Source organism: Fictibacillus arsenicus (genome assembly GCF_001999465.1).
Classification (GTDB): domain Bacteria; phylum Bacillota; class Bacilli; order Bacillales; family Fictibacillaceae; genus Fictibacillus; species Fictibacillus arsenicus.
Genome location: NZ_MQMF01000001.1, coordinates 386,747 through 411,118 on the forward strand (window position 1 = coordinate 386,747; position 24,372 = coordinate 411,118).

General features: G+C 37.8%; 30 protein-coding genes and 2 riboswitches. Of the genes, 11 read left to right on the plus strand and 19 right to left on the minus strand.

What is annotated here, in order from left to right:
• The first annotated feature begins 52 nt into the window (after window positions 1–52).
• A complete protein-coding gene (locus tag UN64_RS01870) occupies window positions 53–1,348 on the plus strand; it encodes an MFS transporter (RefSeq protein WP_077359401.1) in 1,296 nt (431 codons plus the stop codon).
• Window positions 1,293–1,907, plus strand: a complete 615-nt coding sequence (locus tag UN64_RS01875; protein ID WP_077359402.1) for a TetR/AcrR family transcriptional regulator — start codon at window positions 1,293–1,295, stop codon at window positions 1,905–1,907. Before UN64_RS01870 ends, UN64_RS01875 begins: the two co-directional genes overlap by 56 nt.
• Before the next feature lie 132 nt (window positions 1,908–2,039).
• On the opposite strand, the gene UN64_RS01880 is transcribed toward UN64_RS01875, so the two are convergent.
• Window positions 2,040–2,843 carry an alpha/beta hydrolase family protein gene (locus UN64_RS01880; protein WP_077359403.1) on the minus strand — a complete coding sequence of 268 codons (804 nt, stop codon included), beginning with the start codon at window positions 2,841–2,843 and terminating at the stop codon, window positions 2,040–2,042.
• A 106-nt stretch (window positions 2,844–2,949) separates the two neighbouring features.
• On the opposite strand from UN64_RS01880, the gene UN64_RS01885 reads away from it, so the two are divergent.
• Genes UN64_RS01885 through UN64_RS01895 form a run of 3 tightly spaced genes read left to right on the plus strand, consistent with a single transcriptional unit; the run spans window position 2,950 to window position 5,536 of the window.
• Window positions 2,950–3,954 carry an ABC transporter substrate-binding protein gene (locus tag UN64_RS01885; RefSeq protein ID WP_077359404.1) on the plus strand — a complete coding sequence of 335 codons (1,005 nt, stop codon included), beginning with the start codon at window positions 2,950–2,952 and terminating at the stop codon, window positions 3,952–3,954.
• A gap of 18 nt (window positions 3,955–3,972) precedes the next feature.
• Complete coding sequence (locus tag UN64_RS01890; RefSeq protein WP_077359405.1) at window positions 3,973–4,764, plus strand: ABC transporter ATP-binding protein; 792 nt, start codon at window positions 3,973–3,975, stop codon at window positions 4,762–4,764.
• Window positions 4,739–5,536 (plus strand): ABC transporter permease, encoded by a 798-nt coding sequence (locus UN64_RS01895; RefSeq protein WP_077361081.1) that lies wholly within the window; start codon window positions 4,739–4,741, stop codon window positions 5,534–5,536. The genes UN64_RS01890 and UN64_RS01895 overlap by 26 nt, the downstream gene beginning before the upstream one ends.
• A 7-nt stretch (window positions 5,537–5,543) precedes the next feature.
• Here UN64_RS01895 and ytkD read toward each other — a convergent pair whose 3' ends face one another.
• The 3 genes from ytkD to UN64_RS01910 all read right to left on the minus strand — a co-directional run bounded on the left by ytkD (window position 5,544) and on the right by UN64_RS01910 (window position 7,038).
• Window positions 5,544–6,023, minus strand: coding sequence for an RNA deprotection pyrophosphohydrolase (gene ytkD, locus UN64_RS01900; protein WP_077359406.1), 480 nt, complete (start codon window positions 6,021–6,023; stop codon window positions 5,544–5,546).
• 121 nt (window positions 6,024–6,144) lie between these two features.
• Window positions 6,145–6,687 carry a hypothetical protein gene (locus UN64_RS01905; RefSeq protein ID WP_077359407.1) on the minus strand — a complete coding sequence of 181 codons (543 nt, stop codon included), beginning with the start codon at window positions 6,685–6,687 and terminating at the stop codon, window positions 6,145–6,147.
• An 87-nt stretch (window positions 6,688–6,774) separates the two neighbouring features.
• Window positions 6,775–7,038, minus strand: a complete 264-nt coding sequence (locus UN64_RS01910; protein ID WP_077359408.1) for a holin — start codon at window positions 7,036–7,038, stop codon at window positions 6,775–6,777.
• Between the two features lie 220 nt (window positions 7,039–7,258).
• On the opposite strand from UN64_RS01910, the gene UN64_RS01915 reads away from it, so the two are divergent.
• The gene (locus UN64_RS01915) at window positions 7,259–7,471 is read left to right on the plus strand and encodes a hypothetical protein (RefSeq protein WP_066291901.1); all 213 of its coding nucleotides are present in this window, start codon (window positions 7,259–7,261) and stop codon (window positions 7,469–7,471) included.
• A gap of 50 nt (window positions 7,472–7,521) precedes the next feature.
• Here the strand turns inward: UN64_RS01915 and abbA are convergent, their stop codons facing one another.
• From abbA to UN64_RS20725, 4 genes are all read right to left on the minus strand, one after another.
• A complete protein-coding gene (gene abbA, locus UN64_RS01920) occupies window positions 7,522–7,710 on the minus strand; it encodes an antirepressor AbbA (RefSeq protein ID WP_077359409.1) in 189 nt (62 codons plus the stop codon).
• 90 nt (window positions 7,711–7,800) lie between these two features.
• Window positions 7,801–7,986: a hypothetical protein gene (locus UN64_RS01925; RefSeq protein ID WP_077359410.1), complete on the minus strand. Its 186-nt coding sequence runs from the start codon at window positions 7,984–7,986 to the stop codon at window positions 7,801–7,803.
• 47 nt (window positions 7,987–8,033) lie between these two features.
• A riboswitch (cyclic di-GMP riboswitch) is annotated at window positions 8,034–8,119 on the minus strand.
• Window positions 8,120–8,238: 119 nt separating this feature from the next.
• Window positions 8,239–8,427, minus strand: a complete 189-nt coding sequence (locus UN64_RS01930) for a Fur-regulated basic protein FbpA (RefSeq protein ID WP_066291913.1) — start codon at window positions 8,425–8,427, stop codon at window positions 8,239–8,241.
• A gap of 111 nt (window positions 8,428–8,538) precedes the next feature.
• Window positions 8,539–8,703 carry a hypothetical protein gene (locus UN64_RS20725; RefSeq protein WP_171978771.1) on the minus strand — a complete coding sequence of 55 codons (165 nt, stop codon included), beginning with the start codon at window positions 8,701–8,703 and terminating at the stop codon, window positions 8,539–8,541.
• Window positions 8,704–8,867: 164 nt separating this feature from the next.
• On the opposite strand from UN64_RS20725, the gene UN64_RS01935 reads away from it, so the two are divergent.
• Complete coding sequence (locus UN64_RS01935; RefSeq protein ID WP_077359411.1) at window positions 8,868–9,443, plus strand: DNA-3-methyladenine glycosylase; 576 nt, start codon at window positions 8,868–8,870, stop codon at window positions 9,441–9,443.
• On the opposite strand, the gene UN64_RS01940 is transcribed toward UN64_RS01935, so the two are convergent.
• Together UN64_RS01940 and UN64_RS01945 are read right to left on the minus strand one after the other, a co-directional pair.
• On the minus strand, window positions 9,440–10,123 hold the full coding sequence (locus UN64_RS01940) for a hypothetical protein (protein ID WP_077359412.1): 684 nt from the start codon (window positions 10,121–10,123) through the stop codon (window positions 9,440–9,442). The two genes, UN64_RS01935 and UN64_RS01940, sit on opposite strands and share 4 nt — an antisense overlap.
• 148 nt (window positions 10,124–10,271) lie before the next feature.
• Window positions 10,272–11,507, minus strand: a complete 1,236-nt coding sequence (locus UN64_RS01945) for a dicarboxylate/amino acid:cation symporter (RefSeq protein WP_077359413.1) — start codon at window positions 11,505–11,507, stop codon at window positions 10,272–10,274.
• Window positions 11,508–11,674: 167 nt separating this feature from the next.
• A riboswitch (cyclic di-AMP (ydaO/yuaA leader) is annotated at window positions 11,675–11,838 on the minus strand.
• Between the two features lie 176 nt (window positions 11,839–12,014).
• On the opposite strand from UN64_RS01945, the gene UN64_RS01955 reads away from it, so the two are divergent.
• Window positions 12,015–12,209 carry a hypothetical protein gene (locus UN64_RS01955; protein ID WP_077359415.1) on the plus strand — a complete coding sequence of 65 codons (195 nt, stop codon included), beginning with the start codon at window positions 12,015–12,017 and terminating at the stop codon, window positions 12,207–12,209.
• A 35-nt stretch (window positions 12,210–12,244) separates the two neighbouring features.
• Here the strand turns inward: UN64_RS01955 and UN64_RS01960 are convergent, their stop codons facing one another.
• Together UN64_RS01960 and UN64_RS20730 are read right to left on the minus strand one after the other, a co-directional pair.
• Window positions 12,245–12,970 carry a GDSL-type esterase/lipase family protein gene (locus UN64_RS01960; protein WP_077359416.1) on the minus strand — a complete coding sequence of 242 codons (726 nt, stop codon included), beginning with the start codon at window positions 12,968–12,970 and terminating at the stop codon, window positions 12,245–12,247.
• Window positions 12,971–13,044: 74 nt separating this feature from the next.
• The gene (locus UN64_RS20730; RefSeq protein WP_171978772.1) at window positions 13,045–13,203 is read right to left on the minus strand and encodes a hypothetical protein; all 159 of its coding nucleotides are present in this window, start codon (window positions 13,201–13,203) and stop codon (window positions 13,045–13,047) included.
• A 127-nt stretch (window positions 13,204–13,330) separates the two neighbouring features.
• Here UN64_RS20730 and UN64_RS01965 point away from each other — a divergent pair, with 127 nt between their 5' ends.
• Window positions 13,331–14,032 carry a TrkA C-terminal domain-containing protein gene (locus tag UN64_RS01965; RefSeq protein ID WP_077359417.1) on the plus strand — a complete coding sequence of 234 codons (702 nt, stop codon included), beginning with the start codon at window positions 13,331–13,333 and terminating at the stop codon, window positions 14,030–14,032.
• A 33-nt stretch (window positions 14,033–14,065) separates the two neighbouring features.
• Here UN64_RS01965 and UN64_RS01970 read toward each other — a convergent pair whose 3' ends face one another.
• The 3 genes from UN64_RS01970 to UN64_RS01980 all read right to left on the minus strand — a co-directional run bounded on the left by UN64_RS01970 (window position 14,066) and on the right by UN64_RS01980 (window position 18,008).
• On the minus strand, window positions 14,066–16,717 hold the full coding sequence (locus UN64_RS01970; protein WP_077359418.1) for a sensor domain-containing phosphodiesterase: 2,652 nt from the start codon (window positions 16,715–16,717) through the stop codon (window positions 14,066–14,068).
• A gap of 199 nt (window positions 16,718–16,916) precedes the next feature.
• The gene (locus UN64_RS01975; RefSeq protein WP_077359419.1) at window positions 16,917–17,147 is read right to left on the minus strand and encodes a hypothetical protein; all 231 of its coding nucleotides are present in this window, start codon (window positions 17,145–17,147) and stop codon (window positions 16,917–16,919) included.
• 216 nt (window positions 17,148–17,363) lie between these two features.
• On the minus strand, window positions 17,364–18,008 hold the full coding sequence (locus tag UN64_RS01980; protein WP_077359420.1) for a 3'-5' exonuclease: 645 nt from the start codon (window positions 18,006–18,008) through the stop codon (window positions 17,364–17,366).
• 538 nt (window positions 18,009–18,546) lie between these two features.
• Here UN64_RS01980 and UN64_RS01985 point away from each other — a divergent pair.
• Together UN64_RS01985 and UN64_RS01990 are read left to right on the plus strand one after the other, a co-directional pair.
• On the plus strand, window positions 18,547–19,209 hold the full coding sequence (locus tag UN64_RS01985; RefSeq protein WP_139342998.1) for a hypothetical protein: 663 nt from the start codon (window positions 18,547–18,549) through the stop codon (window positions 19,207–19,209).
• A gap of 126 nt (window positions 19,210–19,335) precedes the next feature.
• Window positions 19,336–19,512 carry a YjcZ family sporulation protein gene (locus tag UN64_RS01990; protein WP_077359422.1) on the plus strand — a complete coding sequence of 59 codons (177 nt, stop codon included), beginning with the start codon at window positions 19,336–19,338 and terminating at the stop codon, window positions 19,510–19,512.
• A gap of 43 nt (window positions 19,513–19,555) precedes the next feature.
• Here UN64_RS01990 and nagE read toward each other — a convergent pair whose 3' ends face one another.
• Genes nagE through UN64_RS02010 form a run of 4 tightly spaced genes read right to left on the minus strand, consistent with a single transcriptional unit; the run spans window position 19,556 to window position 24,367 of the window.
• Window positions 19,556–20,965 carry an N-acetylglucosamine-specific PTS transporter subunit IIBC gene (gene nagE, locus UN64_RS01995; RefSeq protein WP_077359423.1) on the minus strand — a complete coding sequence of 470 codons (1,410 nt, stop codon included), beginning with the start codon at window positions 20,963–20,965 and terminating at the stop codon, window positions 19,556–19,558.
• Between the two features lie 15 nt (window positions 20,966–20,980).
• Entirely contained in the window at window positions 20,981–21,886 is a 906-nt protein-coding gene (murQ, locus tag UN64_RS02000; RefSeq protein WP_077359424.1) for an N-acetylmuramic acid 6-phosphate etherase, read from the minus strand.
• Window positions 21,887–21,926: 40 nt separating this feature from the next.
• Window positions 21,927–22,973 carry a DUF871 domain-containing protein gene (locus UN64_RS02005; RefSeq protein ID WP_077359425.1) on the minus strand — a complete coding sequence of 349 codons (1,047 nt, stop codon included), beginning with the start codon at window positions 22,971–22,973 and terminating at the stop codon, window positions 21,927–21,929.
• Between the two features lie 17 nt (window positions 22,974–22,990).
• Window positions 22,991–24,367, minus strand: coding sequence for a PTS transporter subunit EIIC (locus tag UN64_RS02010; RefSeq protein ID WP_077359426.1), 1,377 nt, complete (start codon window positions 24,365–24,367; stop codon window positions 22,991–22,993).
• Between the last annotated feature and the right edge of the window lie 5 nt (window positions 24,368–24,372).

Consider the following 24,372-nt stretch of genomic DNA (forward strand, 5'->3'; position numbering starts at 1 on the left):
GTCGTTTATAATAATGACATTGATGTCACTTTAAAAACTGGGAGCTGATTACATGGAACAATCGGAAAAGTTATTAAAAAACAAACCTTATCAATTTTTGATTTCTGCTCAACTGATTTCCAATCTTGGAGACTGGCTGTCAATTCTTGCTGTATTTACTCTTGTGGGGCTTAAATGGGAAGCCACACCACTACAAGTTTCGTTAATTATCTTATCTCTTGCCCTCCCAATGACTTTACTGGGACCTGTAACAGGTGTCTTGGCTGATCGTTGGGAACGCAAATACATTATGATTATTTCTGATACGGCAAGAGGTTTCATTATTTTCGGTCTCGTTTTTGCTAATGAATTGTGGCATGTGTATTCTTTATTATTTGGATTAGGCATTTTTTCCGCTCTCTTTACACCGGCCAAAAACGGAAAGCTGAAAGAAATTGTGCAGGATCACCACATGCAACAAGCTGCCTCAATCAGTTCCATAATTGAGAGCGGTACGAAAATAATCGGACCTGCAGTAAGCGGCCTTCTTCTTGCACTATGGAGTTTCAAGATCATCTTTATTCTTGATGCAATAACCTTCTTGCTATCCGTTCTTCTCCTGCTTAAGATTCCAACAAACCCTTCACAAATTTCAAATATAGAAAACGAAGAGAATAAACTAAAGAAGGACTTTATCAAAGAAATGCTTGATGGCTTCTCATTTATTAAGGGTATTCCCGCTATTATGTACGGAACGCTTTTAATGGCTGTTACCATGTTCGTTATTCAGATGTCAGATTCCCAGTTCGTTACTCTCTTTAGAGAATTAAAAGAAGTATCACCCCGATTAATTGGGACTGTTATGACTGCTTCTGGCGCAGGATTTTTAGTTACGGGAATCATCTTAAGCAAGTTTGAAATTAAAAATGCTATTAAGGCTATGGCAGGCGGAATATTGGCACTCGGTTTAGGGTTTGGAACTCTTGCTATCCTTACTGATATTAGCCTTTCCAATCCTATGTTTTGGGCACCTTCTATAACATTTTTAGCTTGTGTTGGGGCTGGGTATGTTTTTATTCCTTTTCAGGCAAATGTATTAAAGCTTACTCCCCAACACATGACAAGCCGTACATTCGGTACAATCGGAAGCATCATGACGTTTTCCTCTTTAGTCGGTCCTATTGCTGGTGGATTTTTAGCAAATTTATTCGGAGTAATCCCGATCTTTATCGTTACATCTAGTGGATTGTGTTTTATAAGTGTGATAGCTTTTATTTTAAGAGCACAGTTTAAAGGAAAAAAAGGAGAACCATATGTCACCGAAAGTCACGAAGAGTTACAAAGAAGAGCGGAAGCGCAGCATACTTGAAGCAGCAAAGAAGATATTTATTAAAAAAGGATACGAAGCCTTTGTCATGCAAGATGTAATTGATGCTGTCGATTTAAGCAGAGGCGGTGTGTATTCTTACTTCTCCAATAAAGAAGAATTGTTTTTATCCATACTAGAAGATTCGAATAGTACTTACAGCAAAGAGATTGAAGATATGGCTAAACATCCTTCAATTTGGAATTCGTTAGTAAAAGATTTTGAAGAATATAAATCTGCGAGTGATACTGAAGATTTGTTTGGAGCTGTACAAATCGAATATTTCTTAATCAATAGATTGCTGCCTGAGAAAAAAATCTACATGAAAGAACGTTATAAATTTGCTATTGAACATCTTATTAAGTTATTTGATGAAGGTGTAACAAATGGAGAATTCAACCCTAAATATCCTTTAGAAACAATTGCAAGGTATTTTATAACTTTTAACGATGGAATAAATATAGCTACAATTTTCCTTAATAAAAAAGATTTAAACTTTAATGCTCAAATAGATATTTTCTTGTCTCATTTAGAGAATATGTTAGGTGTAGTAAAACAATAAAGAGTGATAACCCAAAAGTATATAACTTTTGGGTCATCACTCTTTTAATAAACCTGTTTTCGCATTGGAGGATTTTCTTTATTTTTTATTTTGTAAAAATAAAAAATCGGGGCTGCCAAAAGTAAGTTTATCTTACTTTTGGGACAGCCCCTTTCCATGCTCTTTCATCCATTCACATAACGCATATGTAATTTTTCTATTTTCCTTTGGGGGAAAGTAATGCGTATATTCAGGATAGATCCAAGTTTCACATGGCTTCCCGAGTTCTTCTAACCTTTTTTCAATCTTAAGAGTGTGCTGTACACTCACATTTTCATCTTTCATTCCGTGAATACACAATAAAGGTGCTTGCAATTCACTACAGTAATACAAGGGTGACCGCCATTCGTATTCTTCAGGATACTTTTCTGGTGTGCCGCCGATTACCCTTTTCATCATCCGGCGCAAGTCTTCTCTTTCCTCATAAGTGACAGCCATATCTGTTACACCGCCCCAAGTAACTACAGATTTGATCTCAGGGTACTTCATTGCAGTAAACAGTGCCATAGGTCCGCCTCTAGAAAAACCAAACACATGAATTTCATCTTCATCAACTTTTGGAAACTGTTTTAATACTTCAAATGCAGCAAAGGCATCTGTCCTGTCCTTACCAGCAAAATCTTCGTTTCCCTCCCCACCTAGGTTTCCTCTGTAATAGGGAGCCATTACTGCAAATCCTTGTGATGCGAATTGGATAATCCTTGCGATACGAACCATGCCAACTGACTTAATACCGCCTCTTAAATAAAGAAATCCCGGAAAAGGACCTTCCCCTTCCGGCAGAGCAGCGAGACCTTTTATTCTCAAACCGTCATTTAAGTATGTAACAACATAAAGCTTAATGGTTGGATGTGGAGAAGGAAATCGCTGCCATTCTATGATTTTTGCTCGTTTCATTCCGACACTCCTTGTTTATTTGTTGGGCAAACACACATTTTCAGTAATCACATACATTATTACATAAAAGTCATGACTTCATCCCTATTTGTGCAGGAGGATTGCAATGAAAAATATAAAAAGAAAATTCACTTTAATTTTTACTTTCCTGCTTGCCTTTTCCTTGCTTCTGGCTGGCTGCAGCACTTCCAGTTCTAAACAAGAAAAAGTCCGTATAGCAGAGGTTACCCGCTCTATTTTTTACGCCCCTCAATATGTAGCCATTGAAAAAGGTTTTTTTGAAGATGAAGGAATTAACGTTGAATTAACAACAACTTGGGGCGGAGATAAAACAATGACTGCTTTACTGTCAGACGGTGCCGACGTTGCACTCGTAGGTTCAGAAACAACCATCTATGTTCACGCGCAAGAATCTACAGACCCTGTAATCAACTTCGCACAGCTTACGCAAACGGATGGAACTTTTTTAGTAGCACGCAATAAGCCCGGCTTCTTTTCATGGGAACAATTAAAAGGCAGTACATTCTTAGGTCAGCGTAAAGGCGGTATGCCTCAAATGGCTGGTGAATTTGGCCTTAAGAAACACGGGATTGATCCTAAAAACGATCTGACAATGATACAAAACATCGATTTTGCCAATATTGCTAATGCGTTCGCGTCTGGTACTGGTGATTATGTTCAATTGTTTGAACCTCAAGCTAGTCTTTTTGAACAAGAAGGTATAGGTCACATCGTAGCTTCTTTTGGAGCAGAATCAGGGAAAATCCCTTACACGACATTCATGGCAAAAGAAAGTTACATGAAAGAAAACAAAGATACTCTTGAGAAATTCACAAAAGGCTTATACAAAGCACAGTTATGGGTAGAAAACCATTCAGCTGCTGAAATTGCTGAAGTCATCGCACCATATTTTGAAGATACCCCTGTCGAATTAATTGAAACTGTAGTCGATCGTTATAAGAGCCAGCATAGCTTTGCATTAAATCCAATATTGGATGAAGAAGAGTGGAACAACCTGCAAACCATAATGGATGAAGCCGGAGAACTTCCAAAAAAGATCGAATATGATGTTCTTGTTGATACAACGTTAGCGAAGAGAGCTATTAAATAAAGTACAGGAGGAATCGTCGTGGCTTTTTTGCAGCTAAAATCAGTCGGTCAAACTTACTTTTCAAGAACATCCGCCACAACGGCCTTAGAAGATATTTCACTTTCAATAAATGAAGGAGAGTTCACTTCCATTCTCGGTCCGAGCGGGTGCGGAAAATCCACCTTGCTGTCTATTATTGCAGGGCTTTTAATTCCAACAGCTGGATCGGTTATGGTGAACAATAAGCCAGTCAATCATCCGCACCCAAAGATTGGCTATATGCTTCAGCAAGATTATCTTTTTCCATGGAAGACAATTGAAGACAATATTACGCTTGGCTTAAAGCTAAGAAATCAAAATACAGATGAACACATTCAAGGAGCTTTTCGTTTATTAAAAGAAATCGGACTGGAACATACAAAAAGCAAATACCCTTCAGAACTATCAGGTGGAATGAGGCAAAGGGTAGCACTTGTTCGAACTTTAGCAACCCAGCCCAAGATGCTTTTACTTGATGAGCCCTTCTCAGCTTTAGATTACCAAACAAAACTGAAGCTGGAAGACTTAGTATCTTCTACTCTAAAAGAACACGGTAAGACGGCTATTCTTGTTACCCATGATATTGGCGAAGCAATTGCTATGAGTGATAATGTCATATTGTTATCAAGCAATCCCGGCCGTATTTTCCGCACGTTTAAAATTCCAAAAACGCTCAAAAGCCTCCTGCCATTCGAAGCGAGACAACACTCTGATTTTTCAGCAACATTTCAGCAAATATGGGAGGAGTTGGAGCACATTGAGCAAAATGATCACGAACAAGAAACATCTTGAGTTTCTTTTAGCCATAAAAAAAGAAAAACGAAACATCCGGATTGTCCAGCTGCTCATTTTTCTAAGTTTTTTTTCAATGTGGGAAATCTCTTCAATTCAAGGTTGGATCAATCCATTGCTTTTTAGTTCTCCATCTAAAATCTGGTCTTTGTTTCTTGAGAAGGCAAGTGATGGATCCCTTTATATCCATGTTGCATTTACACTTGGCGAGACCGTTCTTGGATTTATTCTTGGAACTCTTTTCGGTACCTTATTAGCAGCATTACTATGGTGGTCACCTTTTTTATCAAAAGTATTAGATCCATATCTGGTTGTTCTTAATGCTATGCCGAAAGTTGCCTTAGGTCCTATACTGATAGTGGCGATCGGACCTAATTTTGGATCAATTATAGCAATGGGAGTTCTCATCTCGGTTATTATAACAACACTTGTCGTGTATACTGCTTTTCAAAACGTTGATGAAAACTATGTGAAAGTAGTCCGTTCATTCGGCGGGGATAAAAAACAATGTTTTAAAGAGGTTATCCTTCCCGCATGTTTCCCAAGTATTATTTCGTCCCTGAAAGTAAACGTCGGTTTATCATGGGTAGGAGTTATTGTCGGCGAGTTTCTTGTTTCAAAACAAGGGTTAGGCTACATGATTATTTACGGTTTCCAGGTGTTTAATTTCACACTTGTTTTGATGAGCCTTTTAATCATTGCTGTAATGGCTACCTTAATGTATCAAGGAGTCGAATACCTTGAGAGTAAACTTATAAAACACCATTCATAAACTCTGATCAGACCAGGGAATGTTCGAGAGCATACTTCATGCTTTCTGACAATACCTGGTCTTTCATCATAAAACTAAAGATCTTATTGGTTGCTACATCTTCAGGCAGGTGACTCATTAGGACTGGACCATTTGTTTCAAAATAACGATGTTTCAATAAGATTTTATCTACGTTAGCCACATAAATATTTTTTATGATTTTTCCGCCTTTTCCGTCTACGTAATACTGGCCTATATATTTCAATTCAGAAACTCTGCCGCCTGTTTCTTCATAGACTTCTCGGATTGCGGCTTCATCTGCCGTTTCACCAGGCTCTACTTTCCCACCGGGAAATTCTATACCTCGCCTTGGATGTTCGGTTAATAACCATTGGTCCTTGAATTTACAAATACACCACACATGCATTGGAGTATCAGAAAATGGGTGGTCAGAAAACGACAATTGTACGGTGTTGTTATAGAAATCTTTAAATGTAATAATATCCATCGCACTACTCCATCTCGACTATTTCCTCTATTGTAAAGTTCACAACATTTAAAGTCCATTTGTTTTAATCGTACATTTAAATGTTTGTTCTAATCGTGAAAAAACATGGGTAGCCCCATGCTTAATCCACTGAAGCAAATGTAATGATCCATTTGCCATCAATATATTCATATCCTAGAGTAATTTCATAAATACCGTAAAGATCAGAACTGTTCTTTTGATATACGCGGTAAGATGTATCAGAAAGCTGCTTAATATTTACCGGCTCCTCTTCTTCTAGCCAAGGGGGTAATTCAGTCGGAATAATGTACAAAGAACTTTCCTTTTCTTCAAATAAACCATCTGTATAGTATGCAGCAATATCTTCAGAAACATAGTTTGTTAAATAAGTTATAAGTTCATCTTTTGAAGAATAGTTTATTACTTTAAAATTTTCATCTGTTTCCTGCTTAAGAGCTTCCATGAAAAGGTTTGCATTTTTCTTTGCAAGTTCCTCATTGAATTCAGGAATTTTTTTCTCGCCCGTCTTTTTCTCTTCAGCATTTACCGGCTGTGAGATCGCTTTATCTTTCACATTGGAATTCTCTTGAATTTGGTCTGGGATGTTAGGGACAAACAGAAAGGACAACATAACAGCAAAACATAGTGCTATAAAAGCCTTCACGAGATCCACCACCCGTCATTGTTTTCTTACTATAATCTATTCACTGCCTTACAAATTCTAAACATTTTGTATAAATACTTGTATGTCTTAGCATGTTCTTTTTGATTTTTTACTTCTCTTCCCTATTTCATACAATCCAGTTGCTGCCAAACCTGCTATTCCTCCAGACCATAGTCTTAGCTCAACATCCATATCGGTAAAAGGAGAAGCAAGAATTCCAACTATTAAACCTACAAAAAAGCTGGTAATAGGGATATATTTCTTAGGAATCGGGAAAGTACGTTTTAACAGCTCCATAAGTGCAGTAACTAATGGGGCCAGAAGCGATGAAAACATGAGTACCTGCTCCAACTGGACCACCTCCTCTTTTTTCACAGCACGTTCTTCCATCCTTTATGTATTTTAAAGATTCAAGCTGCATAACTTAAATCCTGCCTAACTAAAAAATTACTTTTTGTCCTAATCATATTGCACCTTTTTGCATAAACTGAAGTGCCATGATTTTTTTCGGTTATTTTTATGAAATCGGTCCATACTATGGGTAATGAAAGGCAAGACAGGAGTGAGTTTTATGGTAAAAGGTGACGATCTTTTTCTTATACGTCTAGAAGCAAATGAAATCTCTTGGTGGGAATATGCGAGGAATGTGTCTCCTGTTTCAAGACCGCCACAGTATTTAACATATTGGTCTTTCTTGAAAAATAGAGGAAAACTCCCTAGAAGATTAGTCAAAGAAGCTGAATGGCGGATGGAAGCTAGAAGAAAAGGATTACTTGATACTTAATATAAAAATAGTAAAAAGCAAAAGATCCAAAAGGTCTTTTGCTTTATTTTTTAACTATGTAATTTTTTTAATAATACGTTCAATTTTCTCATTTTAGATTCATAACCAGGTTTCAGCTCATATTCAAGATCTTTTAATTCAGAATCTACAACCTCATATGCATAACCTTGGCTAAGTAACGCTTCAACTAGTAGTTCCTTATCTTCATCAGATAAATTAAGTTTTTCTTTATATTTCAATGTTTTAGCCCCCTTCCATGTATGAATCCATTATAACGCGGGGCTTTCCAGTATATCCTTACTAAAAATTTGGAAATTTCTAATCTAATACTAACTCGTAATAACCACCCAAGCAATAGCACCTATAATTATCAGTACATTAGTAAAATAATCAATAATCCTTGTATCTTTTTTAACCATGGTCGCTGTAAAATACAGAAGCAATCCAAAACAAAAGAATATAGCTAAATAATAACCGATCACAGACCAGGATAAGAACAAAATTTGATTTTCCATATACATATCCTCCTTCTTTTACTTCATAAATCGAAGGATAATGTTCGTAAGGTAGCTGGCTGGCATATTGTTAACAAATGAAGCCCCTTTAGCTTTGCGTCCCCACTTTTCAGTGAATTTGCCTTTATCAAACGATTTATGGTATTTCTTCTGTTATTTTGTCGTAAAAATAAATCCTTTTCCCTACCCATAGGATTATTATACCAAAAACAAAGTAAAGAAGTACCTATTTTTTAAATATTTAAAAAATATTTAACTGATATGATCTTCTCTTCCTAAAAGCTGAGCATTTTTCCACTCTGATTCTAACTCTGTTAATGTAAATTCTGTTAAGTGTCTATGATCTTCGTAGCCGTACAACCCTTTATGAATAAGATGCTGAATCAAACGCTGTTTTCTTCCTTCTACAGCTCTCCTCAATTGACCCTTATTATGATTCATTCCTCAATCTCCTTTTTGTTAACCATTTTAACCACATTAAAGAAGACTCAAGCATTCAAGAGAAATAAAAAAGTTCCTTCCATAAGAAAGGAACTTTAAAAATTACTTTGTTTAATGTAAGACAGATTTACTCCATTGTTCATAAACAGAATTAGGCGCATTCCAGCAAAGCCATGAAACCATTGTTTTTACTCCGTGCTGGCTCACTTCCCAGTATTCCCAGCGTCTTTTGGAGAGATTCTCATAAATTCCTGTTTCATTAACCCAACCATCCACATTAAACGCCTCCTATTTATTTGCTTTATAAAAACTTCTTTCTAAACTTATGATTTCCTTTTTTTTACGTTTGTAAAACTCCGACAAAAGGTAACATAATACTACAAAATTTATAAGTTATTTTACTATTTTCATTGTTATGTCATACATAATAGGAGAAAAAAATGAATTTATGGAATCTGCCAACATTAGAACTTGCAAAAAGACTTCTTGGGATGGAACTTATCCATAAAAATCAACATGAATTAACTTCTGGCATAATTGTCGAAACAGAAGCATATTTAGGCCCCGAAGACCGTGCGGCCCATTCTTTTGGAAACCGGAGAACCCCCAGAACGGAAGTCATGTTTCATGAAGCAGGAACAATTTATACTTATTTCATATACGGCATGCATGTTTGCTTCAATATCGTGTCAGGTCCGGTAGATAAACCTGAAGCAATTTTAATAAGAGCTATTCAGCCTGTTAAAGGAATAGAAATCATGAAAGAAAGAAGAGGTAAAGTAAAAAAAGAGGTACAGCTCACAAATGGTCCTGGAAAGCTTTCAAAAAGTATGGGATTTTCGCTAGAGCATTCAGGTCAAAAAATGAACATGGGCGGAATAAGCATTAAAGAAAAAATGGAGATTCAGTCACATGAAATAGAGTCTGGACCAAGGATAGGCATTCAATACGCGGAAGAAGCAGTACATTTTCCTTATCGTTTTTGGATAAAAAACAACCCTTACGTATCGCGTTAATACGTAGGGTTGCTTTCATTGATTGATACAGCTGCATCCTCCTGGATTAAATCAACAGCTGCAGTCCTGTTCGTTTCTTGCATCCATGCAAGGTGATAATAGGTCTGCTTTTTCATGGAAACATATTTTGATTGCATGATAAAAAGCCAAGCAAGTAAGAATAAGACAGTTTTAAAAACACTTTCGCCGGTAAAACTAACAGAGTTGATAGGCAGCACATTTGCTGCAATGCTCGAGAGTAATCCCGCGAAAAGTGCCGCCAATAAAAATAGGGGGTGATTATTTCTAAGAAATCTCATTCGCTGCTGCAAATTATTCTGAATAAAAAGTCTCTCTTGTAAATTAAATTGTAAATATCGGCTTTTAGCCGCTTTAGCATTTGCTACTAACCCCTTAGATCTGTCTGTTTGCCAAAGAGTCTTTATAAAGAGGCTAAATTCAATATCACGGACAGGTTCCTTTACCATCTTACGGTGAATGAAATTATGAGCCTGATAAAAAGTTATAGCTTTATAAAGCATCTCCAAGATGATGTAACCTGTTATTACAGTTAACGCAAACACGAACCAAAAAGAATTCATACCACTTTCCATTAACTCAACAACGGGATTAAGAACTGTTTGCAGCTGCACCCAAATTACTTTTCCAGCAAGTACAATTAATTCAAGCCACTTTTCCAAAAATATCACTCCGAAACATCATTATGTATTTATCTATTTTAACATGAAGTTCCGATTATGCTTACATTTATTTACTCATTTTAACTAAACTAGGGATTTAGGCATAAATAAAAGCCGCAGGATTTCCTGCGGCTCGTAATGACTATTATTAAGCAGTCGCTTCTTCTTTTCTTTCCCCAACATGCTTATCTTCACCTTTGTCAACGATAACTGCACAAGCAGCATCTCCAGTGATATTAACAGCTGTTCTAAGCATATCCAGTAGACGGTCTACACCTAGAATTAATGCGATACCTTCAACAGGCAATCCTACAGAGTTTAGGACCATCGCTAACATGATAAGTCCAACCCCTGGTACACCTGCTGTACCGATACTTGCCAGTACTGCAGTTAAGATAACAGTAAGCATTGCACCGATGCTTAAGTTCACATCATACACTTGTGCAATAAAGATCGTTGCTACCCCTTGCATTATTGCTGTTCCATCCATGTTGATCGTAGCACCAAGCGGTTGAACAAAACCGCTTACAGACTTACGAACTCCCAGGTTTTCTTGAGCTGTTTTCATTGAGATCGGCAATGTAGCATTTGAGCTCGACGTACTGAATGCTACAGACATTGCTGGTGCAAACCCTTTAAAGAAGGCAATAGGGTTCATTTTACCTAATAGCGCAACAGATCCACCGTATGTGACAATAGAATGAATCGCAAGTGCTGCAATAACAATAGTCATATAAAGACCCATCGCTTTAATTGCATCCATACCCTGGCTTCCAATTGCTGAAGCAATTAAGGCAAAAGCACCATATGGAGCGAACTTCATTACGAGATTAACAAGGTACATCATTATATCATTACCTTGCTCAATTAAATCCATAATACCCTTTGTCTTGCTTCCCAGCATCGTTAAAGCGAATCCTACAAATACTGAGAATGCAATGATTTGAAGCATGTTTCCGTCAGCCATAGCTTGAACAGGGTTAGTTGGAATAATTCCTAACAATGTATCTGTTACAGCCGGAGCTTCCTGAGCCTCAAATTTTGCTCCTTCGGTTTCAAAGTCACCTACGCCAGGTTTAAAAATAAGTGCTAAAGCCATAGCAATAATGATGGCGATTGTTGTAGTTGCAAGGAAGAAACCGATTGTTTTTGCACCGATACGTCCTAATTTTTTTGGATCACCCAAACCTGCGGTACCTAGTACGATTGAGAAGAACACAATAGGTACAACGAGCATTTTAATAAGGTTTAAGAATAATGTTCCCACTGGTTTTAATACATACTTATCCAGTGTCGCGAAAGCATCAGGCAAGGCTAAGTTGAGAATAAGTCCCGCAACAACCCCAAGTGCCAATGCAATCAAGATTTTTGTTGATAACTTCATAAACGCATCCCCCTTTATTAGAAAATTCTTACTATTGTTACTATAGTATGAGGAGTGTGTCCTAATACATGCCTAAATTTTTGTTTGCATATAAAAACCCACGAAAAGTAGAGAGGAATTTTCCGTGGGGTACACTGCAACACATAGACTTAGCCCATGTATATAAGCTCTCTCTCCAAAAACGCTTACGAGGTTAGCTGTCGGATTAGGGAATTGAGAGTTATCCCTTCTGCTTTTAACAAATTCATCCCAAGGCTTTAGTGCCATAGTTGTGGTTCCCCCGCTTCTTTTTAGTTCGGAATAGAACAAAAGAATTCAGCGAATCATATTAACGTACTTTAATCTTATCAACATACATAAAAACTTGTCAAGATTTCTGAACATGCATATTTATTCCATTTAAATGTTTTATCATGAAGGTTTTTCCAAAACTTCTTTTCTACCCCATAAGCAAGAACGTGTAAGCGAATTATGTAAAAGGTTCTATTTTTCAGGGAGGTATTGTAAATGAAGATCGTATTTTATGAAAAAGGTGATTTAAGCATTATCGTTGGTGCTTCCAAATTAAAAGGTGAATTAACGATTGAGCAGATAAAAAATGAAAGTGAAAAAAAAGCTAAAGAACTCGGTGAGTTATTAGGCCGCGAAATTGGATTCCTAATTGACATGAATGGCAAATTAGATGCTCAATTTAAAAAATAGTATGAAGAAAGCTGACCGATTTGGTCAGCTTTTTCTTATGGTTTCCACTGATTATATACCCAGTTCCCCATCTTATAATAACCCCTTCGATTCGGATGCAAGGAATCAGCAAAATACATTTCTTTATCAATATTTTCATAAAGTTCATACGTAGAGATGTATTTCGTTAATGTGCTTTCCTTACTCGCTTCAATAATTGCTTCATTCCACGATCGTATACTCTCAGGAGCTTTTTTGTCATACTCCTCACCGAAATAGGGATTATATAACCCTAAGACATATACTTGTGCAAAAGAGTTGTTATCCCTAATAACAGAAAGTGTTTTACTTAAATTATTCTGAAGCTTTTCCTTTCCAAGCAATAGCGGCTGCTCCGGAAGCTGACGGAAGTTCCAGCCAGCAGCATGCCTAAAATCATTTGTTCCTATAAATACAAACACATATTCAGCCTGCTTGAGGGCTTTTATTACGACGCCATTGTCCAATTGACGTAACAGCTGATCTGATCGTTGTCCGCTAATTCCAAAATTATTTACAATTACATTTCTTCCGGTTTGCTTCTGGATATTTTGACGTACAACGCCAATATATCCGGTCTTTGAAGGGTCCCCTACGCCATACGTTAATGAATCACCAAGTGCGACTATTTTTATTGTCTTTATCTTATTAGAACCTTCTGTTTTTCCTGCTTGAAAAATAGCAAATAAAAGGATGGCAAGTATTGCTCCTCCAATTAGCCACTTTTTTGATACTTTCCTCACATTGCGTCCTCAATTCTAATTATTGTTTTATTACTTTTTACCATAATGGAGGAAAATATCAAGTCATGAATGTGTTATTTAATACGATAATCTTCTGAGGTTTGCGGTGCATCTTCCCAAAGGTAATCTTTATCATAGTGATAGGTGTCCTTTTTCACAAATGAATGTATGAGCAAAGCAACTCCTCCGCATAATAGTCCTGCGGGTAATAGAGCAATAAGAAAGCCTGTCATCTACATCCCCTCCTGTACCAAACTATATGTGAAGCAGCAATTTTTTATGAAAAAAGGGAAAATAAATCAATACATATAGATTTTTTAGGGTATAAGAGGATAGAAAGTATAAGTCGGAGGTGCCTTTGTGGGTCTATTGTTTACTTTAATCTATTTCACAATTATTGCGGTCGTAATTGAAATTAATGTTGTTTTATTTACACTTACAGGATTAAAAAAAGAAATTGCCCGTTTTCAGGTTATCTCTATGTTTACTGCGACAGGATTTACTACTGGAGAATCAGAATTAATTTTAGAACATCCAATCCGAAGAAGGCTGAGCACTTTTCTCATTCTTTTTGGAGTATTCTCTCTTGCTGTAGTCATTTCTTCGATCAGCAATATGTTATCTGATGAATTCCGTTCCATTGAACTTGGCATAATTACATTGGTTCTCATAGGCCTTTATCTCATTCTTATTACCCCGAAGTTTAAAAGTTATCTAGAAAAATCGTTTGAGGGACATCTTGAAAAACAATATAACCTAGCTGATTTGCCACTGCGTGAGGTTATGTATTTTGATGAAGATGACGTCGTGATTGAACTGCCAATCCATAAAAACTCATCGGTCATCGGCAAGAAATTAAAAAACGTTATTGAAATGGAAGATGATATGCTCGTGCTATTCATTAAACGCGGTGATGTTACTTTAAGAAAAGATAGTTATACAACTGAAATACAAGAAGGAGATATGATTTTTCTATACGGGAATAAAAACTCTCTTACAAAAAGATTTACAGATGAAATGGAAGAACTAAAAGAAAAAACAGAAAAAGAAAAGAAAGCGTAAAAAAAGGAGCTTTGTAATAAGCCCCTTTTTTATTTATACAGTAATAGGTTTGTTTGCTTCTACCCCACTCAAATGTTTCATCATCAACAACTCAATTTTTTCAGCTTCCATCGGTCTGCATGTATAGTATCCTTGGATTTCATTGCAGTTCTTCTCTTTTAAATAAGTATATTGTTCTTCCGTTTCAACACCTTCAGCTACCACGTTCATTTTTAATGCGTGAGCCAAAGTGATGATAGCAGTTGCAATGGCAGAATCATCTGTTTCCGTACCAATTCCTCTTATAAAGGATTGATCGATCTTTAAAGTATCAATATGAAATTTCTTTAAATATCCCATTGAGGAATACCCCGTGCCGAAATCATCGAGCGCAAAATGCACACCCATTTTTTTTAGCTGCTCGATGGAGTAAAGTATAGTTTCTTCATATTTCATTAATGTACTTTCAGTAATCTCAAGCTCTACACATTCCGGAGGCAAACCCGTTTCCTTCAGAACCGATTGAATGAATGCAACAAGATCTCTTTGTAAAAATTGCCTAGCAGACAGATTTATCGCTATTCTTACAGGGGGATATCCACTATCCATCCACTCTTTCGTTTGTCTGCAAGCAGTGCGAATAACCCAGGCTCCTATTTTAGTAATCAGCCCTGTTTCTTCAGCTAAGGGAATAAATTCCCCAGGAGAAATCAGTCCCCATCTCGGATGATTCCACCGAATTAAGGCTTCCATAGCAATGATAGATGTTCGATCTATTGAAAACCTTGGCTGGTAATGAAGCAGCAGTTCATTATTATCAACTGCTCCGTGCAGTTCATTCTCCATAAGCAGTCTTTCATAACTGTTGCTGTCAAGTGTACTTTTATAATATTGATACGTGTTTTTACCATCTTCCTTAGCCCTGTACATCGCAAGGTCGGCATTCTTCAATAAAGCTTTCGGATCGTGACCATCTAAGGGAAATATAGATACTCCAATACTCGCTGTAATATGTATCATTTCGTCCTTAATAAAAATAGGTTCCGAAAATATTTCTAGAAGTGCTGACATTTTCTGCTTAAGCTTCTCTTTATTTATATCTTCAAGAATGATTGTAAATTCATCTCCGCTCATGCGGTACACTCTGCCAAAACCTCTAGTAAACTGATATAGCCTTAAAGAAACTTCTTTTAAGACTAGGTCTCCAAAGGAATGCCCGAGGGAATCATTAATAAATTTAAAACGATCTAAGTCTAAAAACAGGACTCCCAGCTGCTGGCTCTTTTTTTCAGCACTGCGTATATGACCTTCAAATTCTTCTGTAAATGACCTTCTATTTGGCAAGCCTGTAAGCTGGTCCTGATAGGCCATTTTTTTTATGAGTTCTTCGTGCTTATTTCTTTCAGTAATATCTCTCGCCACGACCACAATGTTCTCAATATCTCCTGATTCTTTCAGCACTGGCATGGCTCTAGCTTCAATCGTGACGTAATGCCCACTAGCGTGAAGGTAACGAAACTGCACTTCTGACGGCTTTTTATCTTTTAAAAGAATTCTAAATTTTTCTGATACTGCAGGAATATCTTCAGGATGTGTATAAGTCAGAAAAGAGTTCCCCAGATTGGCATCTGCTCCAAAAATAAGCTTGTAAGAAGGCGATGTATATTTGACCTTTCCGCTCATATCAAGTGTAACGATAAGGTCAGTTACATTCTCAGTCATTGCTCTGAATTTAGCTTCACTTTTTCGAAGCGCCTCTTCTTTTTGCTTTTGTTCAATCGCTAAACCTGCGAGATGCGTAAACGCTTCCATTGTTCCCCAATCTTTTTCATCAGGCGAAGAGGGTGCATTAAAGTATACAGCTAAGATTCCAAGCAGCTGATTTGAAGATGAAAGAATCGGATTGCTCCAGCAGGCTCTTACCCCATGCTGCAAAGCCATTCGTTTCTTTTTATCATTTTTTAATTCCTTCTCTATGTCCATTAAAATAACTGGCTGGTATGTAAACGCCGCTCTGCCGCAACTCTCCTCAGCAGAACTTATTTCAATCTGATGAATATCTTGAATGAATGATTCAGACAGATTAGCTGAGTATACATACTCAAGTCTCTTATCCCGCTCATTAGCCAAGTGAATGCAAACTTCTGATTGCGGCATCGCTGCTTCGAAATTTAAAGAAATAGCTTTAAATACATCCTGCAAGCTGCTTCCTTTCGCAATCATCTCCAAAATTAGTTTTTGGCCGATAAGCAAAGATTCAGCATTTTTTTGTTCTGCATAAAGAATACGATATTGTTCTTCAGATCTTTCTAATTTTTCTGCGATGATCTTTGTTTCAGTAATGTCTTTAACAGATGCTAATAAATGGGTGCACTCGCCACGCTGATTATGTATAGGAGTTAAATTTGTCACGGCAGTTTGGCGCATGCCATCTTGGAAAGTTTCTGTTTCAAACTGAATCGATTCTTCTGAGAATACGGTTTGTTCATAAACCGCTTGCAGTTCTTCTGCTAGCGCCCTATCAAGTACCTCATCCATAAACTTGCCAATAACATCTCTGTTGATGCCTGCATACTTAAGAGCTGAATCATTTGCTGCTGCATATTGAAATCTCTTTCCTTTATCCACTACTTTCATTAAAAACATCATATCGAGAAATCCATTAAATAATGTGTTAATCTCTGTTTGATCTTCTATCCGAAACATACTTTAGTCTCCTCGATAATTAAGTTAAACTATCAAAAAATTCTAATTTCTACTATAAGTATATAAAAATGTTAATTTTTTTACCATAAAAATTGAAGTAACCCCCAAAGCCGACAGGTCGTGTTCGAAAAAGTAAAAAGTATACATAAAAAAAGAACCTCTTCGCCGGAGGTCCCTTTGGTGTTGCCGTATTAAATTTTCATCCTACTTCTTTAACAGTCATAGGAACAAATGATAGTAACAAAGAAATGATGTTATTCATTTGTTCCGGAGTAATATGTATTCCATCGTTTGCTAACAGTTCTTCTTTAAGACGTATGATTTTATCCACTTCTTCTAGCCGCGCATCACTCAAGCAATAATCAATCGTATTTAGTAACTCCAGCAACTGATTATTTTTATTGGTAATGTAATATGTAGTGTTCACCAATAAACACCCCCCACTATCATTATTATCGAAACTAAGGTCATTTTCCTACAAAAACAATTCGTCAAATGACGACATATCTTACTTTATATGGATTTTAACCCATTATACCTAATACCTTTTGTCGAAATCAGTCGTATTTTCAGGAACAAAGTCCTATAATTAATTCTTTTGTCAACTTACACTTTTTACAAGTTCACGCAAATTGTTGTAATTACTTTAGTTAAATAACTTTGATAAAGAAGCAAACGGGGAGATTTCCTCTTCAGCTTTTGTCTTATATACTAGTTTTTCAGGTTCAAAGAGTTTAGATTCCATATATGAAGCCGGATTCATTGTAAACTCTACATTATTGAAAATCTTTTGAAGGATCTTAGCTGTATTAATTGCGTCATCTAACGCGCGATGCTTAGTTCCCACATAGGAAAGGTCCAATGTTTGAAGTGCACGTGATAATCCATAGCGAAAACCTTTTTCACTATCATGCATCATACTGAAATGGAATTGCAGATCATTGTGATTAATAATCCATTCAATATCTGTCTGATGGTAAGTAGAATCTGTTATGAAAGCCCATTTATCCTCAGGTCCCCAGGAGCATAAATAATAGTCTTCTAAGCCTATCCATGCTCGAAAGCTATCAACGGCTTCAGTGTAAGAAGGAGCGGAAATTAAGTCCTTTTTTGTTATGCCTGTTAGGTTTGTGATACGTGTATTTAATTTATCCATCTTCGGCTGAACAAAGGATTGAAACGTATCAAGAAGCATAAGTTCTCCATTTATTACCTTCATACGAATTGCACCAATCTCAATAATTTCAGACAAACGGTTAGTCATTTCTAAATCATAGACAATATATTGCATCCTCCACCACACCTGCCTTTCATCATTTCGCTCTTTTGGTGAATGTCTACTATTATTGTAGATGATTTGTTAACAAAATGAAATATTTCCATGGTTTTTGTTCGATATAAGCTGATATAATTGCTATGTCTTCATCATTTAGTTTCTTCGTTAACATTATTTTATGATTATGATCAACTTACATGTCATCTATTCTCCAATCGTAAATGTTTATTAATCTGCCAAACTTTTCATTTTCAATTTACTTTTTCTTTTGTTAACATTATTGTTGTCTATTTTATAAAAAGGCTGTTTTCGCTGAACTTTGTTGCTCTTGAAAGTGTTGATTTCCGTTTCAGGTGCTTCGCTTTCCGCGGGGCGTGCGGTGAGCCTCCTTGGCGCTTTGCGCCGTTAGGAGTCTAACCTGTCCCGCTGGTCCCGCAGGAGTCTCGCACCTTCCACTCCTATCAACTTATCAATGAAGTGGAAGAAAGAACTCATAAGTAACATTCTTTTTGAAAAGAACCAAAAAATCGAAATACATAATGAGGGATCTACAATGAAAAAACAAATAATACTATTAATATGTGCTGTGCTTTTAACCATCTCAGCTTGTTCTAAGGATGATAAACCGAAAGATCAGGCAACTGCTGAGACGAAAGCAGAATATGATAAGAATGAATCTTCTCAGCCTGCCGCTTCAGGTGATGAAGAAGCAGAAGAAACTGCTGCAGCTAATGATGCAGAAAATACTTCAGAAGAAGATGCTTCGAGCGAAAATCAGTCTGAAGAAGCAAAAGATTACTTAACTAGCCATCACCAATTTGTTGCAAGTGAAATGACAAACCTTTCGGAAAAAGAAGTCAGCAGTATGTGGGGTGAACCCGTACGAACTGAAAAAATTAAATTTCGTTATTCTGGAACGTCAAACTTTGTTCCGGCTGTTGTTCACTATTACCAAAACGAAAAGTATGCTGTTACATTTGTTGAAGGGAAAGCCGCTCGTCTTGTTTATTCTGTAATAGATGAAGAGATTTTATTTGATGATGATAAAACAAAGGCACTTGAATTAGCTGGACTGCCAACAGATGTTGAAGAAACAACAGATACAGACACCGCTTTTGTATGGAACGATATCGGCGGTGTTTATGAAGTAACCATGTTCTCTAAAGGCGAGTTAGCAGACTATCTATATATCATTCTAGATGAAGCTTACAAGTAATCTTCCAAACTGACATTTCGGTTTCTATAAATCCGCATCTATCACGTTTCTATGCTTATCCTTTCTGCATAAAATGGGATGAGGAGAGAAACCGGCTTCTCATAGTGCAAGAAGAGGAGTGAAACCATGTCGTCGAGAAAGTACTGTTCTGATAGCTTTACGCTTTATGTGGTACTATTCGTACTGCTCATTATTGTCGGAGCCGTTTCGTACAGCGGAAATTGCTGCGTGTATTCGTATCCATGTCTATACCCATACGGATCTTCAGCGAACGTACCTGTAAGTGGTTATTGGAACGCTTAATCGAAAAAAACACCATTCCTTTGGGAACGGTGTTTTCTTTTTATTACAGCTTCTCTCTCATACTGTCTGCAATTGGCTCAACTTCTGCTCCCACAACTACTTGGATGTTTTGATTATTAAGTTTTATTAACCCTTTGGATCCAGCTTTTTTCAGAGCACCTTCATCTACTTTACTAATATCTTTAATCTGCAGTCGTAATCTAGTAATACAGTTATCAAGTTGTACAATGTTCTCTTTGCCGCCTAATGCTGCAAGGTATGCTTCTGCCGCCGTATCATACTTGGAATCGGCTGCTGTACCCGTTGCTGCTGCTTCGGCTACGATTGTATCTTCATCTTCTCTTCCTGGTGTTTTAAGATCTAATTTTACGATCAAATAACGGAAGATTACATAATACACTGCAAAGTATACGGCTCCGATCGGAAGTAAAACCCAACCATTTTGAGCTTTTCCGATATTTAAGAAATAGTCGATCGCTCCTGCAGAAAATGTGAATCCATGATGGATGTCAAACAATACAGCTACTGACATGGATACAGCTGTTAATACAGCATGGATAACATATAGAAGCGGTGATAAAAACATAAAAGCAAATTCGATCGGCTCAGTAATACCTGTAACAAAGGATGTAAGCGCCATACTGCCAAGCATTCCAGCAACTGCCTTCTTACGATGCTTCTTCGCTGCACTGATCATTGCAAAACAAGCTGCCGGCAGTCCGAACATCATTACAGGGAAAAATCCTGCCATATAGAATCCTGCTTTTGGATCATCCGCAAAGAATCTCGCCAAGTCACCTGTAACTACTTTGCCGTTTTCACCAGTAAATTCACCGAAAACAAACCATAAGAAACTATTTAGAACGTGATGCAGCCCGAGCGGTATTAATAAACGGTTAAAAAACCCGAAAATTCCTGCTCCAATAGCTCCAGCACTTGTAATCCATGTACCGACATTTTCTAACCCCATTTGAATATAAGGCCAGATGAAACCAAAAACTAACGCGAGAACGACCATCGCACCTGCTGTAACAATCGGTACAAACCGTTTTCCGCCGAAGAAAGATAACCATTCCGGGAGCTTCGTATTAGAAAATTTATTATATAAGAGCCCTGCTACAACCCCTGCCAGAATACCTCCGAGAACGGACATGTCAAACTTGCCTTCGAAGCCAAGGTTAACTTCTGCAAACTTTACTGCTCCTTCTGTTAAAACAAAGTATCCGATGGCACCAGCAAGCCCTGCTGCACCGTTTCCGTCTTTTGCAAGTCCTACTGCAACCCCGATCGCAAATATTAATGCCAAGTGACCAAAAATTGCATTACCTGCTGCAGCTAAAAAAGGTATACCTAATAAATCATCCTGGCCAAAACGCAAAATCAATCCCGCTGCCGGAAGAACGGCAATCGGCAGCATTAGTGCACGGCCAATACGCTGTAAAAATCCCAACATCACAACCTACCCCTTTCACTTTTGAGTGTAGTTTTTGATTGCTTCTTTTAATCTTCCATTTTGCTGTTCGAGATGTTTTTTTGCTTCATCTGGTGAAACACCAGTTACTAACTGAAAGATAGCTGCCTTCGTGTTTCCATCCTGTTCTTTTAATGCTTGTTCTGCTTCCTTTTCTGATACTCCAGCAGCCTCGATAATGATATTTTTGGCACGTTGTTTCAGCTTTGCATTTGTAGGCTGAACATCAACCATAAGATTGCTGTACACTTTTCCCCATTTGATCATACTTGTTGTACTGATCATGTTAAGGACCAGTTTTTGTGCAGTCCCTGCCTTCATACGAGTTGAGCCTGTTACCACTTCAGGTCCTGTAACAACCGTAATGCTCGTATCTGCAGCATGTTCCATAGGAGAATGAAGAGAACAAACCACTGCAGCTGTGAACGCTCCTTGATTCTTTGCATATTCCATTGCGCCAAGACAATAAGGAGTCCTTCCTGATGCAGCGATTGCTACAACAACATCTTTTTTAGTTACATTTACTTTTTGTAAATCTTTCTTACCAAGATCAAAATCGTCTTCTGCTCCTTCAATAGCATGCTGAAGGGCATAATCTCCTCCAGCAATAAGACCAACAACCAAATTTGGATCCGTTCCATATGTCGGAGGACATTCTGATGCATCTAATACACCGAGTCTGCCGCTTGTACCTGCACCGATATAGATCAGCCTGCCGCCAGCTTCAAAAGCTTCGACCACTTTTTCTGCAACCGTTCCAATTTCAGATAATACCGGGGTAATACAGCTGGCTACGCCTAGATCTGCTTCGTGTATTTTTTTGACCACTTCTAACGTTGAAAGTTCGTCAATATTTATTGTGTCTGGGTTTCTTTTTTCTGTAGCCAATTTTGTTATATCCATCACGTTCTCCCTTCGGTATTTATTTACAACTCTTGATCTGCTAATCTAAGAAAATATACTTCTGTCCGCTACCGATCCATTTTAGAAGCGACTCGCTTTCCTTTCTTACATGGCCAGCTTTATTCACTTTTGGATTTGCTGGAAGGCTCTTTAAACAAATTTGAAGTTCGCCTGCATATCTTCCATACAGTTTGTTATCCACTGTAATCCAGCCTTTCCCGAACATATCAACAGAAGAAGGATCTTGTTCATAGACTTTGTCCATACCCCTCGATTCTACAGACCGTATTACACATTCTGCCGCATCCAGCCTATTCGTATGGATGCTGTTCCAAAAATGCTCATACCCTCTATTAAAAGAAGCGTGAATAGGAACGATATCATCTGCTAAAAAGCTGAACCCTTTTGCAGTCTCTTCTGTAAGGCTTGGGTCTCCAATACAAATTTTATCCGTGCCAAGTGCACGAAGTTCGAGTGCTGCTTCAATAGCGGAAATTCCTCTATGGTCCTCTATCGTTGGAAGCCCCTCATGTAAAGGTCCTCTTAATCGATCGTCTCCCGGAACAAATCCCATCGTCCTTATTCCAAAACGATGAAACAATTCATTCCGATCTTTTAAAGCTTGCTTAGAAATACCGGTGAACGGTTTCGGATAAAAATTATGCCATGCCTCCGATTGATTTGGCAGGAGTCCCTCATTCAGCAATTCTGCAAGCTGAGCTTCATCGACAGTACTGGCATTCAATCCAATTTTTAAAGAATGGGACAGCCAAGCAATCTGCTTAGCTGTAAACCCATAATCCATCCTGACTCCAGAAATGCCCCAATCTTTTAATAGAGGGAGTTCCTCAAACGTAAGACCGAGCCGTTCAAGTGAAGCTGGCGAAACATCAGCCATAATTTCCATATGAACATCCTGTGCTGTTTTCCCCAGCCATTTCACCTTTTCAACAAAAGAGAATCCCTCTTCTTCTGGAATATGAAGAGAAGTGAAAATGTACTGAAAACCATTTTTAGCTGCCTTCTGAATCCAGTCTTTATTAAGAGAATCCGGTTCACTTAAATAAATGGATATACCATAACACAAAGATCATTCACTCCTGGTTAGATGTCTTTTGCCATGCTTTCTTTAAATCCAAACGTCCATGTGAACAAGAATCCGAAGACGTAAGCAATGACTAAACCTACTAGATAAAGTACCATTTCATTTGGATTCACTAAGAACACTAGTGGTATTCCAGATACACCGATCGCAATTGTAGCAACTTCATAGAATGCCTGGAATGCTCCGCCCACTGCAGCCCCTAAACATGCTGTTAAGAACGGACGGCCAAGCGGAAGTGTGACTCCAAAGATCAACGGTTCACCGATACCAAGCATTCCAACAGGCAGACCGCCTTTGATTACTTTACGAAGTCTTTGATTCTTCGTTTTAAAGTAGATCGCAAACGCAGCACCTACTTGACCGGCACCGCCCATTGCCAGGATCGGCAATAAGGGGTCATCTCCTATCGTGTTGATTAGCTCCATGTGAACTGGAGTTAAACCTTGGTGCAGTCCTGTAACAACTAATGGCAAGAATGTACCTGCTAAAATAAGTCCAGAGAAAATACCGCCAATATCAATTAAATTCAATAATCCTTTAGTGATCAGGTCTGACAAGAAGCCTCCTACAGGCTGAAGAACAAAGAGTGTAGCAAAACCAGTAATTAATAACGCAAGTGTAGGTGTAACAATGATATCAATTGATGGATGAACAAACTTTCTGATTCGCTTTTCTAAAAAGGCAATAAATACAGCTGCAAGCATTACTCCGATTAAACCGCCCCGTCCAGCTACAAGCGGATCGCCAAAAAGAGTAATATTTGCAAGACCCGGGTTGATGATCAATATCCCAGCTGCACCACCTAATGCAGGTGTTCCTCCAAATTCTTTGGCCGTGTTAATCCCTACAAAAACGGCTAGATAACTAAAAACACCCCAGCCAATCAAGCTTAACATTTGTATAAGTGCAGATTCTGGATCTGCATCCATTCTTATCGCAACGTTTGTAATCCCGGCAATCAAACCTGAAGCGACGATAGCAGGAATTAACGGAATGAAGATACTTGCAATCTTTCTTAAAAATTGTTTAAAAGGCGTAGCATTTTTCTTATTAATGGCATCTTTATTCATACGAGCCATCTGCTCAAGGTCCATCGGGTTTGTTTCATCCTCAACCGAATGGATGTTCATACCCGTTTCTTCACTCATAGCAAGTGTGACACGGTTAACGATTCCAGGACCTACGATGATCTGCAATGTATCATCTTCAACGACACCTAAAACACCATCCACATCTTTCAAACCTGCAAGATCTGCTTTTGACGGGTCATGTAAATTCACCCTAATTCTTGTCATACAATGCATCAAAGTCTGGATGTTGGATGCGCCACCCAGCTTTTCAATGATGCTGTGAGCCATTTGCTGCTCTTTCCCCATTTTTC